Here is an 18,378-nt window from a genome sequence, read left to right as displayed (position 1 = left end):
TGATCGGGGATGAGTGATGCCACCCGTTCAGTGCGTGGCTTCCCGGAAGATTTCGTTCACGTCGGTCCCATCCGTGATCGCGTCGATCCACTGGTCGATCTCATCGACCGAGGCCGACGCGACCTTGGCGGTCACCGTCGCGGGCACGGTGCCCAGGCGCCGTCCGACCATGCGGAGGAGAGTGTCGGCCTTGGCTTCAGCCTTGCCCTCGGCGATGTACGCTTCGGCGATCGTCGGCATGATCTTGTCCTCTTGTCCAGGCACCACGCGGCCAAGTACCGCGCGAAGTCGATCCCGATTGCGGTCCTCGTCGGTGACGAAGAGATATCTAACCACGGCGCGCAGGACGGTCAAGCCGATCACCGCGGCGGCGCTCAGCAGTCTTTCCAGCGTGATCTCCGGATCGCCGTCGCGGGTCGCGTATTTCAGCATCAGCAACCCGGCTTGCAGATCCGGATCGCGGGAGAGCTCCGCGTCGGGAATGGTCGAGAGATCGACCAGAGTGTAGCTGAAATCGATCGGGCCCGCCGCCAGAAATTCCTTGGGCATGCCGTAGGCCTCGCCGAAGGTGGGTGGATGCGGCCAGCGTCCAGTGCCGTGATACAGGATCACGGCGAGCACCAGCGCCGGCACCACGCGAACGGTGCCATCGGGGTTCTGGACGCGACGGGCGCCGCGGATCGCCGCACCATTGAGATAGCCAAGCACCTGGATCAGCGAATCGCCTTCTCCTGCGCTTTTATGCTCGGTCACCGTCCAGATCAGCAAAGGACGGCCGTCACTTAAGCCGAAGCTGTGGACCCGATCACCGCGCAGTTCCGCGAGGAGAGGATCGACGAAGCTTTCCGACCGGTCGGTGGCGGGCTCCGCCGTCAGCAAGGCGGTTACCGGTGCCGGCAAACGCTCCCGCAGGAAGGTGTCGGCGTTGCCGGGCCGGTCCAAGACGAGTTTGGCGAATTGGTCATGCATGCGGATCAGGCGGCGTTCGCCGCCTGTGTCTTCGTTCGTCGTGGTCGGTTCGCTCATGATGTCGTCCTGGGCCCTACCACCGGAAAGCAAGGCGCCACCATGCCTAGTGTTTCGATCAAGCCCATCATTGCGGTTGCCGATCTTAATTGAATCTAAGAGGTTGAAATGTTTGCCAAAATCACTTTTGAGGTGCCATCGATCGCCGATCTCGCCACCGATCGTCTCGGACGCCCTAAGTATTTGAGAAAATTGCCAAAAATCCTTAGTGGCGGGCTCAGATCGCCGATCCTGTTTCAGCGCTGATCCAGCTTCATTTCGATGCGGCGATTGCGGGCGAAGGCGTCGTCGCTTCGGCTTGGGTCGAGCGGCTGGTACTCGCCGAAACCGGCGGCGACCAGGCGGTCGGACGGCACGCCCTGTTCGACCAGGAACTTGACGACCGAGATCGCGCGGGCGGTGCTCAACTCCCAATTCGATGGGAACTGATAGTTGGAGATTGGACGCGGGTCGGTGTGGCCGTCAACGCGGAGGATCCAGTTGACCTCCGGCGGGATCCGGTTGGCGATGTCCAGCAATGTCGCGGCGAGCTGGGCCAAGCGGCCCTTGCCGCCTTCCTCCAGGGTGGCCGACGCGCTGGGGAACAGCACTTCGGACTGGAACACGAAGCGGTCGCCGACGATGCGGATATCCTGTCGGCTGCCCAGCACCTCACGCAGGCGGCCGAAGAACTCCGAACGGTAGCGGGCCAATTCCTCGACCTTGCTGGCGAGCGCCAGGTTGAGCCGGCGGCCGAGGTCGGAGATCTGGGCCTGCTGTTCGGTGCTCTTCGACTCGGCCAGATCCAGCGATGCCGTCAACCGGTTCAACTGTTCGCGCAGCGCGGCGATCTGCTGGTTCAGCAGGGCCACCTCCGAGCGTCCCTCGTCGGTCAGCTTCTTCTCGCCGGTCAGCGCCGCCTGGGTCTGGTCGAGTGCGATGACCAACTCGTCGATCCGGGTTTCACGCTGCTGGATCTCACGTTGCGCCAGGGTGGTGCGTTCCCGCTCGCTACTGAGTTGCGCGTCGAGTTGCTGGCTGCGGTCGCGGACGGCCGATAGTTCCGCCATGAGGGCTTCGCGCTGCTCCTTTGTCAGGCGGAGTTCCTCGGTCGCCTGGGCGCGAGCCGCCTCGGTCCGTTCTAGAGTGGCCGCCGTCTCGGCCCGCGCCGCTTCGGTTCGTTCCAGTGTGGCCGCCGTCTGGGTACGGTCGGCCTCCGCTTTCCGGGACAGGGTGGCAAGGGCGGCGACTTGCCCCTCCAGGCGTTCCCGGACCTCGCGCAGGGCTTGGATGTCTGATTGCAGGCTGGCGATCTCACGGAGCGACGCCTCGATCTTCTGGCGGTCGGCCTCGATCACCTTATAGGCGTCCTCCAGGTCGCGGCTGACCTGGGTGACCTCACCCGTGGCCTGCTCGCCCCGGCGCGACAGGGCGGAGACTTGGGCGGTCAACTCGCTCTGCTTGGCCTGGGCCTCGGCGAGGCTGGCGGTCAGCGACTCCCGGTTGGCGGTCGAGCTTTGGAGTTCGGCGGAAAGCTGGGCGATGTTGACGCGCAGATCGGCGTTGGCCTCGCGCTCCATGGACAGCAACTCGCTCAACTCCGAAAGCTGGCGGTTCAGCCGGGTCAGCGCCTGATCGCGGTTCGACAGCGTGTTGGACAGGTAGAACTGTGCTACGATGAAGACCATCAGCACGAAGATCACGACCATGACCAGCGACGACAAGGCGTCGACCCAGCCTGGCCAGATGTTGATCGAGCGTTCGCCGCTGCGCCGTCCGCGACCGATGGAGGCCATTGTCCGTTATCCGTTCCGGCGTTTCGCGGTGCCCGCGATCATCGTTCGCTGTCTTCGGCGAGGGCCGCGATCGTGCGCGCCAGAAGCTTGATCTCGCTGCGGATCTCCTGAACCGATTGGACGCGGCCGGTGGCGACCTCCTCCAGCAGCCGGGCGGTGTAGACATCCATGTTGCGGATGTGCTGGCGCGTCGCCTCGTCCATGCCAAGCTGCTGCCCGCCCAGCGAATCGGCCAGCCGTCCCAGGATCGGCTTCAACTCCATCTGGTTCTCTGCCAAACGCAGCATCAGCGTCTGCTCGGTCCGCATCTGGTCGGTCAGCGTGCTCAGCTTCTCGGTCAGCGCCATCAGGTTCTGATTGGCCGAGCGGCGGCCGTCCTCCGACTGCGCCACGGTCCGTTGCAGGTTCTCGATGTTCTCGGCGGTCTGCTCCAGCAGGGCTTGCAGATAGGCCGGAACCGACTGCTCGGTCTCTCCCAATCCCGACCCGCTCGACAGCCGGGTGGCGCCGGACAGCCAATCTTCCAGGTCGGTGTAGAAGCGGTTCTGCGCCTGACTGGCTTGCAATTCCAGAAATCCCAGGACCAGCGAGCCGGCGAGGCCGAACAGCGAGGAGCTGAAGGCGGTGCCCATGCCGGACAGCGGCGCCTGAAGCCCCTGCTGGAGGTTGCCGAACATCATGCCGATGTCGTCGCCCTCGACCGACAGGCTGGAGATGACCCCGCCGACCGCGCTGACGGTGCCGAGCAGGCCCCAGAAGGTGCCGAGCAGGCCCAGGAAGATCAGCAATCCGATCAGGTAGCGGGAAAGCTCGCGGGTTTCGTCCAGCCGGGCGTCGATGCCATCCAGCAGCGAGCGCATCGACAAGGCCGACAGGCTGAGCCTGCCCTTGCGTTCGCCCAGCATGCGGGCCATCGGGGCCAGAAGCACCGGCTCCCTGACCGCGTCGGAGGCGGGCCGGTTGGTCTGGAAGCTCTCCAGCCAGTCCACTTCCGGCTTGAGGATCAGCACTTGGCGGAAGATATAGCCGATGCCCAGCAGCAACACCGCGATGATCAAGCCGTTCAGGCCCGGATTGGCCATGAAGGATTGTTCCAGCGCCGGGAAAAGCATCACCGCGATGCCGAGGACGACGACAACGAACAGGACCATCCGGGTGATGTAACGTTGCGGCCGCGACATGGGCATCATGCTCTTCGGAGGGCTCTCGGTGGACGAGGCGTTGCGGAGGGGATCGGCAGGATATGCCACTAGTTCACCAGGAGCAGGTCGACGCGGTCGGTGGGACCGTCGGGAGCTTGGAAGCCGAGTGCCCGCACATCGATGCGGGTTGGGCGAATTCCCTGGTCGACCAGATAGCCGCGGACCGCCAGCGCCCTTTCCAGGGACAGGCGGCGGGCGTCCCGGTTGGTCTCCGGCGTGCCGCTGGCGTAGCCCATCACCTGCAGGCGTATGGTGTCGTTCTGGCGCAGCCGCGCCGCGACACCGTTGAGCAGCGCCGTGTCCTTGGGCGACAGGCTCTCCGATGCGGAATCCGGGAAGATGACGCGGAATTCGGTTCCGGTGGGCAGGTCACCGGGCGGAACGGTCGGCGGGATCGCCGCGACCTGGGGCGGGGGCGCGCCGCCTTGGTCTCGCGGCAGCCCCGGCATGGATGTGATCTGGCGGGGCTCACCCGGAGAGGGGGGCGGAACCGGCGTGTCGAACTGGACGCCGGCGGGAGCCAGGGTTTGGGGCATGTCCGGCGGTGGGGCGGGAATCTCGGTGCCCGCGATCTCCGGCGGAACACCGGCTTGCAGTCCCGGCGGCGCTGGAACCCGGCGTCCGGCGGGGCCGATCGGAGCTGCCTGGAGACTGGGTTCCGCCGGGACGGGCAGTGGCCGGCCGGGGTCGATGGCGGCGGTTCCACCGGATGGAGCCGGAGCGGCCTGGGCCGTCGTTTCCGGCACGCGCGGCTTTCGCGCGGGAACCCCGGGAGCCGTGGTGGTCGAGGTCTGCGCCACCGCTTGCTGCGCCAAGGTCGACACCGGCGCGAGCCACGGAAGAGTCGCGGCGCCGAGCGCGCAACCGAGCGCCACGCGGCGGACGGAAGACGGAACGTAGCGACTCATATGCCCCCGGACCCAAGCCTTCGAAGAACCCGCCATCTCAGGATTTCCAGTCCTTTAGCCAGACTGGCGCACCCTTGGCGACAAGCGCGCACGATAGCCCAACGGCGGGAATCCGACAACCCGCCATCCGCCACACGCGTCGGTCAACCTTCCGCCTGTGTCTTTCGGTTCGCCGTCGAGGCGCGCAGCACCTTGGCGATCATGAGATGCAGGTGCGAATTGGCGGCGAGGACGCTGTCTCCACCGTGCGGATTGCGTCCGCCACCGATCTCGGTGACGAATCCGCCGGCCTCGGTCACCATCAGGATGCCGGCCGCGACGTCCCAGCGTTGGACGTGGCTTTCCCAGTAGCCGTCGAACCGGCCAGCGGCCACATAGGCGAGGTCGAGGGCCGCCGAGCCGAAGCGCCGGATGCCGGCCGTCTCCGCCATCATGGCCTGAAGCTGCGCCGCGTGTTCCGGATGGCCGCCCTTGCCCTTGAAGGGCAGGCCGGTGGCGATCACCGCCTCGTCCAGCTTGCGCCGCCCGGAGACGCGCAGGCGCTGGTGGTTGTTCCAGGCTCCCGCACCCTTCTCGGCCCAGAACAGCTCGTCGCGGAGCGGTTCGTAGACGACGCCGGCGACGATCTCGCCCTCGCGTTCCAAGGCGATGGAGATGGCCCAGAACGGCAGGCCATGCAGGAAGTTGGTGGTGCCGTCCAGCGGATCGACGATCCAGCGGTGGCTGGCGTCCTTGCCGACGCTCTCTCCGGTCTCCTCCATCAGGAAACCGAAATCGGGCCTCGCCTTCTGGAGTTCGGCCCTGAGCGTCTGTTCCGCCCGCGTGTCGGCGGTCGAGACGAAATCGGCCGGTCCCTTGCGGGAGACCTGCAGGTGTTCGACCTCGCCGAAGTCGCGAACCAGCCCGCGCGCCGCTTTCTCAGCGGCGCGCGCCATCACGTTGATGATTGCCGAGCGGCTTGCCATAACGAGTTGTCAGTCCTTCGCACGTTCCAGATATGTGCCGTCGCTGGTGTTGACGACGATCCGGGTGCCGGCCTCGATATGGGGCGGAACCAGGACGCGTTCGCCATTGTCCATCTTGGCGGGCTTGTAGGAGGACGACGCCGTCTGTCCCTTGACGACGGGATCGGCCTCGACGACCTGCAGCGTCACGGTGGCGGGCAGTTCGACGCCAAGCGGCGAGCCCTCGTGGGTCTGCACGACGACCGACATGCCTTCCTGGAGGAAGACGGCGGGGTCGCCGATGATGTCGCGCGGAATGACGATCTGCTCGAAGGTTTCCTTGTCCATGAAGGTGTAGTTGTCACCCTCGGAGAACAGGAACTGCATGTCGTGCTCATCCAGGCGGGCGCGCTCGACCGTCTCCTGGGTGCGGAACCGCTCGACCATCTTGTTGCCGGAACGGACGTCCTTCATCTCGAGCTGGATGAACGCGCCGCCCTTGCCGGGCTGCACGATGGCGGTCTTGAGGACCACCATCAGCTTGCCATTATGCTCCAGGACGTGGCCGGGCCGCATCTGGTTGGCGTTGACCTTCATGGTATTTGACCGTCGTTGACGCTGCTTTTGAAAGCGCGGAACCTATCAGGTTGGAAAGGCGGTAGCAATGAGCGGTCGGCGTCGATCGGGCGAATCGGCGTTTCGCCGCCGAATGGGGGTAAATCGGCGAGGACGAAGTGAACGTGAACCTGCTATGACGGTTACCGCTTTCAGTCCCGGTTGATGCGTTCCACGGCTGGAACGGGATGGATTGGGAGCCGGGCCAACACTTGCGTCAGAGGAATTTTCGAAATGTCCAATCTCCACAGGCGTGCGATGGAAGCGGTTCTCCAAGCGGCCCAGCACGACATCGTGGGGACGATCCAGGAGCGGGAGATCGCGGACCGGCACAGCGAGGACGGCGACGAGGCCGTGCTGGATGTGGCGATCCTGCACGCCTATCGGGTCTTCACGCGGATCTGCGAGGATCAGGGCCTGGACGTCGACGCCACGCTGTTCGCGGAACTGGCGGGTGAACTGGCCGACGAGATGGCCCAGGATAACGATTACGACTGAAGCCGCGCGCCTTGCCGTGTCCGCCGGTTTCCAAGGTCAGGCGGCGTCCGACCGCGCGATCGGCTCGTCCGACATTTGAAAGGCAGATGCCGGTGCCACCAGCAGGAACGCCGCGAGGGTGTCTTCGCGTGCCGCCCGGGCGGCTTGGCGCTCGTCCGCCGGCAGACCGTGCGACAGGACATCCAGCAGGGCCAGCCGGTGCGCGGTGTCGGCGAGCAGCGCCACCAGGGCTTCGTCGTGGAAGACCTGGACGCCCAAGGCTCCACACAGCTTCCGGCCGCGGCCGAACACGGCCAGCGCGGCCCGCAGGCGGGCACCTTCGGGATGACGGAGGTCGGTCCTGTCGGTGGGGACGAACCGGACGACGCGTTCGGCGGCCGTGGCCAGGAAGCGGCCGGTCACCAGATCCCGGAGATCGTCCGCCAAGGCGTCGAACGGAGCCTTCGCCAGCGTCAGGCGGCCAGCGGTCAGTCTCAGCGCCAGAAGATCCCGCACGGCGGTCTCCAGGGCCCGCGGATCGGCGGCGGCGTTCGCCGGCACCGCGGCGAAGGCGCGGGTTCGGACATCCTCCGCGAGGCGGTCGATCAACCCGGTGACGTGCCGCCGGGTTTCCGGCCTGTCGCCCAAACGATCCAGCATCTCCAGCGCGGTGTGGGCGACCGGCCGATGCTTCGCGATCAGCATGACGAACAGGTCGGCGGCCTTGGGGTCGGAGGCCGACAGTCCGGCGACCGAGGCGGCGAGGTGGTCGAGCAGCCAATGCGGCATGAAGCCCGCGGCGGCGGCGGCGCCGAGATGATCGCGGGCATCCTGGACCCTATCCTCCAGGATGAGCACGGCCCGGATGTCGTCCACGATGTCCCAGAAATCGGGATGGGCGTCAGCCGCGCGTTCGGCGAATTCGGGGTCGCGGCCAGCCCGGCGGATCACCGCCGCCACCTCCACCGACCCGATCGTGGAACCGGCGCGCTCCGCCTCCAGCAGGGTCCACAGCGGGCGCAGAACCGAACGGGGGATCTGGCCGACCCTGCGGTGGGGCGGGACGGTCTCGCACAATAAGTCGGCGAAGGGTTCGCAGAAACGACGCAACGCCGACTCGTGACGTCGATGCTCGCGTCGCCGGGGGGTGATGGTATCAGCGGAGCGCAACGCGGCGCGGATGTCATTGCGGACGTGCGGGCGATCGACTTGCCACGGCGCGTGGGGGTGTGGGGTGGATGGGGTCCGGGAGGAGATCTGCGCCATGGGTATCGCCGTGCCAGGGTAGGTGGTTCGTCATGATTTCATCTGTCATGCACCACTATCAATTAACCTGATTTTTACTTGAATTAAATCTTCCTTAAGGGGTATGACTCGTGATCATCCCTCGAACGGAGGTCTGGCACAGCCTCAACAGTGTTCTAAAATGAGTTAATCCATACGTGTCATCGCGACAGGTCCGTCGGAACTTGCGGACAAATGGGGAAGCGGTATGGGAAGCTGCCACCCGACGGAACGGCCCAGTAAAGAAGCTTCGGGAGATACGGGATGTTCGAGGGATTCACGCGGCGACGCATCGCCACCAGTGGCGCCGAGATCAACCTGGTGGTTGGCGGCGATGGTCCACCGCTCCTGCTGCTGCATGGTTTTCCCCAGAGCCACGTGATGTGGCACAAGGTCGCCGGTGCCTTGGCGGAGCGGTTCACCGTCGTGGCTCCGGACCTGCGGGGCTACGGCGACAGCGAGAAGGTGGCGACGGCCGAGGATCACTCCTCCTATTCCAAGCGGGAGATGGCGCGTGACCAAGTCGAGGTGATGCGCATATTGGGGTTCGAGCGGTTCCAGTTGGTCGGCCACGATCGCGGCGGCCGCGTCGCGCACCGCATGGCGGTCGATCACGCGGACCGTGTCAAGCGACTGGCCGTCCTCGACATCGTACCGACGCTCACCACATTCGAGAGTGTCGACCAGCAGTTGGCCTCGGCGTACTATCACTGGTTCTTCCTGATTCAGCCGCATCCGCTGCCGGAGCACATGATCGGGCTGGATCCGGAATTCTACCTTCGCCGCAAGACGAACATGTGGGGGGTGGGCACCGCGCACTTCACGGCCGAGGCGATGGCGGAGTATATCCGCTGCTTCAAGAACCCGTCCGCGATCCACGCCATGTGCGAGGATTACCGCGCCGCCGCGACGATCGACCTGGAACACGACCGCGCCGACCGCGCCGCCGGTGTCAAGGTGCGCTGTCCGCTGCTGGCGCTGTGGGGCGGACGGGCGACGATGGACAGGAGCTTCGACGTGCTGGCGACATGGCGTGACGTCGCCTTGGACGTCCAGGGCCAGGCGATCGACTGCGGACATTACATCCCCGAGGAAAGGCCGGAGGAGTTCACCGCGGCCCTGCTCGATTTTCTGGAGCCATGACGATCGAAACGGAAACCGGAAGTCCCGAGGCCCCGCCGAAGACGCGTCTGCATGTCGACGAGCCTCTCGCGGCGGGTGCGACCGTCGGGCTCGACCACGAGCGCGCCCATTACCTGCGTCACGTGCTTCGGCTGGATCGGGGCGATCGGGTGGCGCTGTTCAACGGACGGGATGGCGAATGGTCGGCCCGAATCGATGGCTTCGGCAAGGGCTGGTGCAGTCTGGCTGTCGACCGCCAGCGCCGTCCCCAGGCGCCGGAACCCGATCTATGGCTGCTGTTCGCGCCGATAAAGCGGACCCGCATCGACTTCGTGGCGGAAAAGGCGGCGGAGCTTGGTGCCTCGGTCGTCTGGCCGGTGCTCACCCGCCACACCGATGTCGCCCGGGTCAACGTCGATCGGCTACGCGCCAACGCGATCGAGGCGGCGGAACAGTGTGAGCGGCTGACCGTGCCGGACCTGCGCGAGCCGGCCAAGCTCGATCAGGTGACACGCGATTGGTCTTCCGATCGGACGATCCTGCTATGCGCGGAGGCTGGGCCGGTCAAGCCGATCGCCGCGGCGGTGGCGGGGTTGAAGCCCGGACCGGTGGCGATCCTGACGGGTCCCGAAGGGGGCTTCGCCAAGGATGAGCTTGACGGGTTGCTGAAACTGCCATTTGTTGTTCCAGTCGGGCTGGGGCCAAGGATCCTGCGTGCCGACACGGCGGCGCTCGCCGCACTCGCTTGTTGGCAGGCCCTGGCTGGGGACTGGGCGACAGGCGGTGCCGACGCGCGTCCCCCGTTCCGTTCCCAAGAACCAGGTTGATCAGGCATCCATGTCCGCCCCCCCGAAGTCCCGCGGCGAACCGATTTCCGACCCCAGAGCTCTGGTGAGCCATCTGGAAGGGGGCTCCAAGCCCGCGACCGAATGGCGCATCGGGACCGAGCACGAGAAATTCGCGTACCGCACCAGCGACCTGCGCCCGCTCCCCTATGACGGGCCGGATGGCATAGGCGAACTCTTGAACAGGATGACGCGCTTCGGTTGGGAGCCAGTGCGCGAGGGCGACAACGTCATCGCGCTGACCCATGGCGCCTGCAACATCAGCCTTGAACCGGGCGGGCAGGTGGAACTGTCCGGCGCTCCGCTGGAGACGCTCCACGACACCTGCGCCGAGGTCCACGAGCACCTGGATCAGGTCAAGCAGGTCGGGCGTGAGTTGGGCATCGGCATGATCGGGCTGGGCTTCAATCCCAAATGGAAGCGGGACGAGATCCCCTGGATGCCCAAGGGCCGCTACAAGATCATGCGCGACTACATGCCCAAGCGCGGCACTCTGGGCCTGGACATGATGATGCGGACCTGTACCGTGCAGGTCAATTTGGACTTCGGGTCCGAGGCCGACATGGTCAAGAAGTTCCGCGTCAGCTTGGCTTTGCAGCCGATCGCGACGGCCCTGTTCGCCAACTCGCCCTTCACCGAGGGGAAGCCCAACGGGTTCCAGAGCTTCCGTAGCCACATCTGGACCGACACCGACCCCGACCGGTGCGGCGACCTGCCGTTCGTGTTCGAGGAGGGCTTTGGGTTCGAGCAGTACGCCGACTACGCGCTGGATGTTCCGATGTACTTCGTCTACCGCGACGGCAAGTACATCGACGCCTCGGGTCAGAGCTTCCGGGACTTCCTGGCTGGCCGCCTGCCAGCGCTGCCCGGGGAACTGCCGTTGATGACGGATTGGGCGGACCACCTGACGACGCTGTTCCCGGAAGTCCGGCTGAAGCGATACCTGGAGATGCGCGGCGCCGATGGCGGGCCCTGGCGTGGGCTATGCGCGCTGCCGGCCCTCTGGGTTGGACTGCTCTATGACGATACGGCGCTGGACGCAGCCTGGGACTTGGTTAAGGACTGGACGTCGGAGGAGAGGGCGCATCTCCGCGCCGAGGTGCCGCGCAAGGCGCTGAACGCGACCCACAGGGGACGCCCGCTCAGCGAGGTCGCCAGGGAGGTCCTGAAGATCGCCGAGGGCGGTTTGAGCCGGCGCGCCCGCAATGACCGTTGGGGTGACGACGAAACCCACTTCATCAATACGCTGCTGGAAGTGGTCGAATCGGGTGAGACTCCGGCGACCGTGCTGCTGAACCGGTATCACGGCGAGTGGCAGGGCGACATCGACCGGGTGTTCAAGGAGTTCTCCTACTAAAAGGAGTTATCCTCGGGAGTTTGGGAGCGCGGGAGAACCCATCGAGTTCTCCCGCGGCTAATCAGGGTTTGACGCGCGACTAGGCAGGGCGCCCATTCCATCGCCGCCGCGAGGCGTGGGCACCAAGCATTGGACTTGCTCGACGGCTTCGGCTTCCCACCCAAGCCGTCGAGCTAGCTCATGTCTGTCAGGCGGAGCGCATGAGTTTCTCGCGTAACGCGCTTGGCAAAGATGCGAGCCACTGCTCCTCGCCGCCGGGCTCCGGTAGAACATTGCCAAATTCCAGGACCCCCTGTGCCGGAATATCAGAGATGTAAACCCAAACTGCTTGTTCCGCTATCCCAAGAATTTCACTCGTCTCCCGCATGACGCGCCGAAGTATATTTGCTTTTTGTTCGTTGGTTCTTCCCGATCGAATATCGGCGCGCACCCAAACATGATCGGGTGATGCGGCTTCGCCACCGATGAACATCGAGCCTGGCTCGATCTTGTGGAAGATGACTTGGACGAAGTAGCGCGGAGCCGCCGCTTCCACCTGATGGATGGATGTGACGCTCTCGACGAGCTTGGCTCGCTGCTCGGCGGTCAACTCCTTCGCGGTTGAGAACGCATATGTTGGCATGTGCGATATCCCTGTTTTGGTTGTTCAGTGTGGCCCCACATGGATCGGAGGGAAGCCGCCGTTTCGCTCCGGCCGCTCCGCCCCAGAGCGGGCGAAGGTGCGGCTATGGTGCCGGTGATCAGGTCGCGTATTGGGCTTCGCCGTTGCCGAAGGACCAGTTCTCCTTGGGCACCTCGACGAGGCTGATGAAGACGTCCTCGCGGCGCAGACCCAAGCGATCGTGCAGGCCGTCGGCCACGGCCTTGTAGAAGCCCTTCTTTTGCTCGACCGTGCGACCCGCGTTGAGCGTCAGCTGGATGAGGATGCAGTCGCCCGTGCGCGTGATGCCAAGATAGTTGGGGTCGGCGATGAGATTTTCGGCGGGGTGCTCGTTGATCACCTGGAAGCGGTCGTCCAGCGGCGCTTTCAGGATGTCGACCATGGCATCGTAGATGACCTCGCCGATCGTGCGGCGGTAGTCGGCGGACTTACCCTGGACAAGATCGATACGGGCGAAAGGCATATTGGTCTCCTTCGCGGGCATATACCCGCTTCTGGGTGTGGAACGGTGCTCACGCCTCACGCAGGGCGTCGAGCCGATCGGAGAGCGCGCCGAGAGCGGACGGCTCCACGAGCGCGGTGACCCGCTGCTGCGCCTCGTGCCAATAAGGCAGCGCAGCCTCGATCGCGGCCTCGCCAGTGGCGGTGAGGTGGGCGACGCGCTCGCGCTGGTCCGCGTCGCCCACCGCGATCCGGACCAGACCACGGCGTTCGAGCGGGTCGAGGTTGCGGCCCATGGTGGAGCGGTCGAGCGCGGCCTCGGCCGCCAAGCGCGTCACCGGCAGTGGGCCAAGGCGTGCGAGCGTGCGTAGGACGGAGAACTGGGTGACGCGCAGGCCCGAGGGCGCGAGCGCCGCGTCGTAGGCGGCGGTGACCGCGCGCGTAACGCGGCGGAGCGTCGTGCAGGCGCAGGGTGTGTTGCTCATCATAAAGCGGGTATATGCCCGTTTTCGGGACGGCGCAACCCGGAAGTCTGGGATCACGAAGCGGCTTGCCCGGGAAATGGGGTCGTCGCCCGGCACGCCGGAGCGCGGTTGGGACTAGCTCAAAGGCCAGTCGCACCCGTCAGGTCGGCGCCTTCCAACCGGGCGCCACTCAGGTCGGTGCCGACCAGGATCGCCTCGCGTAGGTCGGCGCCACTCAGATCGGCCCGGCTCAAGTTGGCGTCGGTCAGGTTGACCTTGCGCAGGTCGGCCTGCTGGAGATTGGCGCCTTCCAAGCGGGCGCGGTGCATGTTGGCGCGCCACACGTGGCCACTGCCGCTCTGGATCAGGACCGGATTCAGCTTGGCTCCCCTCAGGTCCGCCCCGGTCAGGGTCGCCCGTTCCAGGTTGACGCCGCGCAGATCGGCGTTCGACAGGTTGATGTGGCGGAGATCGCCCAGCGACATGTCCGCCATGGCGAGTTGAGTGGCCGACAGGTTGGCCTTGACCAGGGTCACGCCTTGCAGCAGCGCCGCCGACAGGTTCAATCCGTGGAGATCGAAGCCGCTCAGGTCGTGGCCGCCGAAATCCGCGCGGCACCCCTCCTTGCCGCCGCTGTCCATCCACGACGCGTGGTCCGCCGCGATTTTCGGCATGCCGCGGGCAAGGGCCTCGAAGCCCTTCGCCATCACGGCGCCGGCCAATTCCGGTGAGCGGCGTTGGGCGTCATCGAGGATGGCCCCGACCAGGATCGCGTTCCTCATCTGCGACTTTTCGAGCAACGCGCCCGACAGGATCGCTCCGGTCAGCCGCGCGCCCGACAGGTTGGCGCCGGTCAGATCGGCGTCCTGGAGATCGGCGCCCGTCAGGTCCGAATTGGTCAGGTTCGCCCGGATGAACTTGGCGCCCCGCATGATGGCGTCGGTCATGTCGGTCTGCATGACGAAGGCGTTGGACACCCGCGCCCGCGACAGGTTGGTGCCGCGCATGATGGCGCAGGTCATCTCGGTCGTCAGCTTGACCGCCTCGTTATTGACCGACGACATTGTCCCCGAGGCGCCCATGTGCATGAGCATGCCGTCGCGCAGGTCCGCGTCGATCATCATGGCTTCGTTCAGGATGGCGCCGCGTAGGCAGGAACCCCGCAGGTCCGTCTTCCGCAGGGTGGCCCCGGTCAGGTTCGCCAGCCTCAGGTCCGTGCCGTAAAGGTCCGCGCCACTCAGGTTGCAGCCGAGCAGCCGGGCGCTGTAGAGCTTGGCGCCGCTGAAATCCGCGTCGGTGAGATCAAGGCCGCTGAGGTCGAGGTGGGACAGGTCGCGCATCTTGAAGATGGCGCGGGTACCACCGGGCTGCCGTTTCAGGAACGCCCGATGCCGAACGGTCAGCGCGTTCAGCTCCTGCTGGGAGAGCTTGGCGCGCTGGATGTCGTTTGTTTCGCTGGAGGCTGAGGCCATTTGCCGACGCATTCCTGAGGCTTCGCCGCCTAGCCTACGGGTCGGTTGACGAACAATTCGTTAAAAAGCGCTGTGATCAGTGTGGGCCCTGGAGGGGGCGTTCCCGCGAACGGTCCGGGAACGCCGGGCCCCGGCGGCCGGTTGGAAGGGAAACTCCGTCCACCCTATAATCGGAAACCCCCTGGAAATGGCAGAACAGATCCACCTGTCCCAAAACGCCAGCGCCGTCGATCCGGAACTGGACGCGGCGCGTGGCGATAAGACGCACGAGATCGCAACCGATCTCGCTTACCGCCGGCTGGGCATCGTCAACGTCGTCTACTCCGGTCCGGCGGCCTCCGGTGATCGCGGGTGGGTGCTGATCGACACCGGCATCCCCGGCACCAAGGGCATGATCAAGTCGGCCGCCGAGCATCGGTTCGGCGTCGGCGCGCGTCCCGCCGCGATCGTTATGACCCATGGGCATTTCGACCATATCGGCGCCCTGGAGGATCTGGCGGAAGAGTGGGACGTAGCCGTCTACGCCCATCCCTTGGAACACCCTTACCTGAACGGCGGGGCGTCCTATCCGCCGGGTGACCCATCGGTCGGTGGCGGCGCCATGGCGGCGCTGGCGCGGTTCTATCCGCGTGGTCCCGTGAATGTCGGCGGTCGGCTGCGGCCGCTACCGGAGGACGGCACGGTTCCGGGGATGCCGGGCTGGCGCTGGATCCACACTCCCGGCCACAGCGTCGGGCATGTGTCGTTCTGGCGCGAGGCGGACCGAACCATAATCGCGGGTGACGCCTTCGTCACGACGGGGCAGGAGTCGGCCTATGCGGTCGCGGTCCAGCGGGCGGAGATGCATGGTCCGCCGACCTACTACACGGTGGAGTGGGACAAGGCGAAGCGATCGGTCGCGGCGCTGGCCGCCCTCGACCCCGATCTCGTGATCACCGGCCACGGCGAGGCGATGCGGGGTGTCGAGATGCGGACCGCGTTGTACGACCTCGCCGAGCGGTTCGATCAGGTGGCGGTGCCGAAAAGCGGCAAGTACCTGGAGCACCCAGCGCGCGCCGAGGATGGATCGGCGTATCGGTGACGGAAAGAAGAAAGGGGCGCGTGGGTGTGAACCCACGCGCCCCTTTCTTGTGGAATGGCCCAGCCTTTACGCGGGCCGTTCCTCGCCGGCCGAGGGACGCCATGTGATCAGGCGCTTCTCGACCACGTTCAGGACGGTGTCGATCAACAGGACGAAGATCGACAGGATGATGATGCCGGCGAAGACGCCAGTGGCGTCGAAGTTGCCTTCCGCTTGGGCGATCAGATAGCCGAGGCCGGCCGACGATCCCAGGTACTCGCCGATGATGGCGCCGACGACGGCGAAGCCCACCGAGGTGCGCAGCGAGGACAGGATCCAACTGGCCGCCGCCGGGAAATAGACGTGGCGCAGCAGGTCGCGCCGGTTGGCGCCCAGGATGCGGGCGTTTGACAGCACGACCGGATTGACCTCCCGCACTCCCTGCATCGCGTTGAAGAAGGTGATGAAGAAGACCAGCGTCACCGCCAGCGCCACCTTCGACCATAGTCCCAGGCCCAGCCACAACACGAAGATGGGAGCCAGCACGACGCGGGGGATCGCGTTCAACCCTTTGATGAACGGGTCCAGGATGCGGGCGGCGCTGCGGCTCAGTCCCAGCCAGACGCCGGCGGCGACGCCCAGGCCGGTACCGATCAGGTAACCCAGCACCGTCTCGGTCAGCGTGATGCCGACATGTCGGTAGAAGCTGGTGTCGGCGACCCACGAGGCGATCTGGGTTCCGATGTCCAGTGGCGCCGGGAAGAAGAAGACGTCGATCAGCCCGGTCATGGTGCCGATCTGCCAGCCACCCAGGATGACGACGAGGATGCCGATCTGGATCGCGCGTTCAGTCGCGGCGTTCATAGCTCTTCTCCACTTCCCCGCGCAGCGAGGCCCAGATGTTGCGGTACAGGTCCATGAAATGCGGGTCGAGCTTGATCTCGGCCACGTCGCGCGGCCGCGACAGATCCACGTCGAAACTCTCGATGATGTGGCTGCGTGGACCGGCGGAGAGGATCACGACGCGGTCGCCCAGGGCGATCGCCTCCTCCAGGTCGTGGGTGATCATGACGACGGCGCGGCGATCCTCCTGCCACAGGCGCAGCAACTCGTTCTGCATCAGGTGGCGGGTGTGGATGTCCAGCGCGGAGAACGGCTCGTCCATCAGGATCACCTGCGGCTCGGTGATCAGGGCCTGGGCCATCTGAACGCGCTTCCGCTGGCCGCCGGAGAGCTGGTGCGGATAGCGGTGCTCGAAGCCGCGCAAGCCAACCTTGGCCAGCCAGGCCATCGCCTTCTCGCGGCGGACACCGGCCGGCTCGCGGCGGAACATCAGGCCCAGCTCGGTATTCTCGATCGCGGTCTTCCAGGGCAGCAGGGCGTCCTGCTGGAACAGGTAACCGATGTTGCCCTGAATGCCCTTGACCGGTTTGGCGTCGATCGTGATCGACCCGGAAGCTGGCTGGAGCAAGCCCGCGATGGCGTTGAGGATGGTGCTCTTGCCGCATCCGGTCGGTCCGACGATCGAGACGAACTCGCCATCCTTGATCGTCAGGTTGACGTCCTGCACGGCGACGAAGGAGCCGAACGCCATGGTGACGTTGTCGACCGACACCATGGATTTGGCCTGTGACGGCTGCGCCTGGGGGCTCGCCGGCATGGGAGGCTGCGGGACCGCCCGCACGACTGCTGCTGACATGCTGGTGCCCCCTCAGTTCGACGCGGTTCGCGGAGCCTTGTCCACGAAGCTGTTGGTGTAGGTCTTGGACAGGTCGATCTTGGTCGCGGCGACCTTGTCGTTGAACGAGCGCAGCACCTCCAGCGGCGTCTTGACGTCGGTCTCGCTGAAGCGGCCGTCGGCGGAGAAGATCGGCCGGGCGTTCTCGACCGCCTTGATGTAGGTCTCGCGGTCGCCGGAGATGAAGGCTTCCGGCAGTTGGGCGACGATCTCCTCGGCGCTGTGGTCGCGCATCCACTCCAGCGCCTTGACGGTGGCGTCCACCACCTTCTGGATCGTCTCGGGGTTCTCCTTGATGTAGGAGGCCGTGGCGTAGAGGACGGAGGTCGGATAGATGCCGCCGTAGACTTCCTTGGCGCCGGCGTCGTCGCGGGCGTCGATCAGGATCTTGCCGACGCCCTTGGCCTCGATGAAGGTGGCGGCGGGGTCGTAGTTGACCAGCAGGTCGATCTTGCCCTGCTCCAGCGCCGCGACGGCGGCGGCGCCCGAACCGACGCCGATCAGCGAGACGCTGTCCTGGGACAGGCCGTGCCGGTCCAGGTAATAGCGCACGAAGAAGTCCGACGAGGAGCCGGGGGCCGTGATGCCGATCTTGGCGCCCTTGATCGTCTCCGGCTTGGCCGGATCGAAGGTGGAGTTGGGACCGCCCGCCAGCACCAGTCCGGAATTGCGCGCCAGCTGGACGATGCCGACGACGTCCTTCCGCTGCGACTGCATCTGGATGGTGTGGTCGTAGAAGCCCACCGCGATGTCGGTCGAGCCGGCGACCAGCGCCTGGAGCACCTTGGAGCCACCGGAGGCGAAGTTCTCGGTCGTGACGTCCAGGCCCTGCTCCTTATAGAGGCCGAGACCCTCGGCGACCGGGAAGGGCAGGTTGTTCAGATTATAGGAGCCGACGCTGATCCGTACGGATTGGGCATGGGCGGCCCCGGTCAGCGAGCCCGCGAGCGCCGCGGCGACCGTGACGGCCAAAGCGAAATTACGCAT

At 65.8% G+C, this 18,378-nt stretch carries 19 protein-coding genes; 5 read left to right on the top strand and 14 right to left on the bottom strand.

Annotated features, from left to right (window positions below; translation table 11 throughout):
* Positions 1-27: 27 nt before the first annotated feature.
* From N825_RS23585 to efp, 6 genes are all read right to left on the bottom strand, one after another.
* A complete protein-coding gene (locus tag N825_RS23585; protein WP_157619503.1) occupies positions 28-1,026 on the bottom strand; it encodes an Rpn family recombination-promoting nuclease/putative transposase in 999 nt (332 codons plus the stop codon).
* Between the two features lie 236 nt (positions 1,027-1,262).
* Positions 1,263-2,801, bottom strand: a complete 1,539-nt coding sequence (locus N825_RS23580; RefSeq protein ID WP_037457645.1) for a peptidoglycan -binding protein — start codon at positions 2,799-2,801, stop codon at positions 1,263-1,265.
* Between the two features lie 38 nt (positions 2,802-2,839).
* Positions 2,840-3,982 (bottom strand): hypothetical protein, encoded by a 1,143-nt coding sequence (locus tag N825_RS23575; RefSeq protein WP_037457714.1) that lies wholly within the window; start codon positions 3,980-3,982, stop codon positions 2,840-2,842.
* A 68-nt stretch (positions 3,983-4,050) separates the two neighbouring features.
* Positions 4,051-4,911, bottom strand: coding sequence for an OmpA family protein (locus N825_RS36825; RefSeq protein WP_051512834.1), 861 nt, complete (start codon positions 4,909-4,911; stop codon positions 4,051-4,053).
* Between the two features lie 143 nt (positions 4,912-5,054).
* Positions 5,055-5,876, bottom strand: coding sequence for an inositol monophosphatase family protein (locus tag N825_RS23565; protein ID WP_037457644.1), 822 nt, complete (start codon positions 5,874-5,876; stop codon positions 5,055-5,057).
* 9 nt (positions 5,877-5,885) lie between these two features.
* Positions 5,886-6,452 carry an elongation factor P gene (efp, locus tag N825_RS23560; RefSeq protein WP_037457643.1) on the bottom strand — a complete coding sequence of 189 codons (567 nt, stop codon included), beginning with the start codon at positions 6,450-6,452 and terminating at the stop codon, positions 5,886-5,888.
* Between the two features lie 252 nt (positions 6,453-6,704).
* Between efp and N825_RS23555 the strand changes: the two genes are divergently transcribed.
* On the top strand, positions 6,705-6,968 hold the full coding sequence (locus N825_RS23555; RefSeq protein WP_037457642.1) for a hypothetical protein: 264 nt from the start codon (positions 6,705-6,707) through the stop codon (positions 6,966-6,968).
* A 36-nt stretch (positions 6,969-7,004) separates the two neighbouring features.
* Here the strand turns inward: N825_RS23555 and N825_RS23550 are convergent, their stop codons facing one another.
* Positions 7,005-8,213: a hypothetical protein gene (locus N825_RS23550; RefSeq protein WP_157619501.1), complete on the bottom strand. Its 1,209-nt coding sequence runs from the start codon at positions 8,211-8,213 to the stop codon at positions 7,005-7,007.
* A 282-nt stretch (positions 8,214-8,495) separates the two neighbouring features.
* Here N825_RS23550 and N825_RS23545 point away from each other — a divergent pair, with 282 nt between their 5' ends.
* From N825_RS23545 to N825_RS23535, 3 genes are read left to right on the top strand one after another with little or no spacing between them, the layout of a single operon-like run.
* Positions 8,496-9,374 (top strand): alpha/beta fold hydrolase, encoded by an 879-nt coding sequence (locus tag N825_RS23545; protein WP_037457640.1) that lies wholly within the window; start codon positions 8,496-8,498, stop codon positions 9,372-9,374.
* Positions 9,371-10,180, top strand: coding sequence for a 16S rRNA (uracil(1498)-N(3))-methyltransferase (locus N825_RS23540; RefSeq protein WP_051512832.1), 810 nt, complete (start codon positions 9,371-9,373; stop codon positions 10,178-10,180). Before N825_RS23545 ends, N825_RS23540 begins: the two co-directional genes overlap by 4 nt.
* A gap of 10 nt (positions 10,181-10,190) precedes the next feature.
* The gene (locus tag N825_RS23535; protein WP_037457639.1) at positions 10,191-11,555 is read left to right on the top strand and encodes a glutamate--cysteine ligase; all 1,365 of its coding nucleotides are present in this window, start codon (positions 10,191-10,193) and stop codon (positions 11,553-11,555) included.
* A 187-nt stretch (positions 11,556-11,742) separates the two neighbouring features.
* On the opposite strand, the gene N825_RS23530 is transcribed toward N825_RS23535, so the two are convergent.
* The 4 genes from N825_RS23530 to N825_RS23515 all read right to left on the bottom strand — a co-directional run bounded on the left by N825_RS23530 (position 11,743) and on the right by N825_RS23515 (position 14,593).
* Positions 11,743-12,177 (bottom strand): tautomerase family protein, encoded by a 435-nt coding sequence (locus tag N825_RS23530; RefSeq protein WP_037457638.1) that lies wholly within the window; start codon positions 12,175-12,177, stop codon positions 11,743-11,745.
* 118 nt (positions 12,178-12,295) lie between these two features.
* Positions 12,296-12,679, bottom strand: a complete 384-nt coding sequence (locus N825_RS23525; RefSeq protein WP_037457711.1) for a tautomerase family protein — start codon at positions 12,677-12,679, stop codon at positions 12,296-12,298.
* A 49-nt stretch (positions 12,680-12,728) separates the two neighbouring features.
* A complete protein-coding gene (locus N825_RS23520) occupies positions 12,729-13,238 on the bottom strand; it encodes a MarR family winged helix-turn-helix transcriptional regulator (RefSeq protein ID WP_198038867.1) in 510 nt (169 codons plus the stop codon).
* Between the two features lie 23 nt (positions 13,239-13,261).
* Positions 13,262-14,593: a pentapeptide repeat-containing protein gene (locus N825_RS23515; RefSeq protein WP_037457636.1), complete on the bottom strand. Its 1,332-nt coding sequence runs from the start codon at positions 14,591-14,593 to the stop codon at positions 13,262-13,264.
* A 187-nt stretch (positions 14,594-14,780) separates the two neighbouring features.
* Here N825_RS23515 and N825_RS23510 point away from each other — a divergent pair, with 187 nt between their 5' ends.
* Complete coding sequence (locus N825_RS23510) at positions 14,781-15,674, top strand: MBL fold metallo-hydrolase (protein WP_037457635.1); 894 nt, start codon at positions 14,781-14,783, stop codon at positions 15,672-15,674.
* A gap of 66 nt (positions 15,675-15,740) precedes the next feature.
* Here N825_RS23510 and N825_RS23505 read toward each other — a convergent pair whose 3' ends face one another.
* Genes N825_RS23505 through N825_RS23495 form a run of 3 tightly spaced genes read right to left on the bottom strand, consistent with a single transcriptional unit; the run spans position 15,741 to position 18,378 of the window.
* A complete protein-coding gene (locus N825_RS23505) occupies positions 15,741-16,517 on the bottom strand; it encodes an ABC transporter permease (RefSeq protein WP_037457634.1) in 777 nt (258 codons plus the stop codon).
* Positions 16,501-17,352, bottom strand: a complete 852-nt coding sequence (locus N825_RS23500; protein ID WP_084165002.1) for an ABC transporter ATP-binding protein — start codon at positions 17,350-17,352, stop codon at positions 16,501-16,503. Before N825_RS23500 ends, N825_RS23505 begins: the two co-directional genes overlap by 17 nt.
* Before the next feature lie 12 nt (positions 17,353-17,364).
* Positions 17,365-18,378, bottom strand: coding sequence for an ABC transporter substrate-binding protein (locus tag N825_RS23495; protein ID WP_037457633.1), 1,014 nt, complete (start codon positions 18,376-18,378; stop codon positions 17,365-17,367).

Source organism: Skermanella stibiiresistens SB22 (assembly GCF_000576635.1).
Classification (GTDB): Bacteria; Pseudomonadota; Alphaproteobacteria; order Azospirillales; family Azospirillaceae; genus Skermanella; species Skermanella stibiiresistens.
This window is presented reverse-complemented; position numbering and strand designations above follow the sequence as displayed.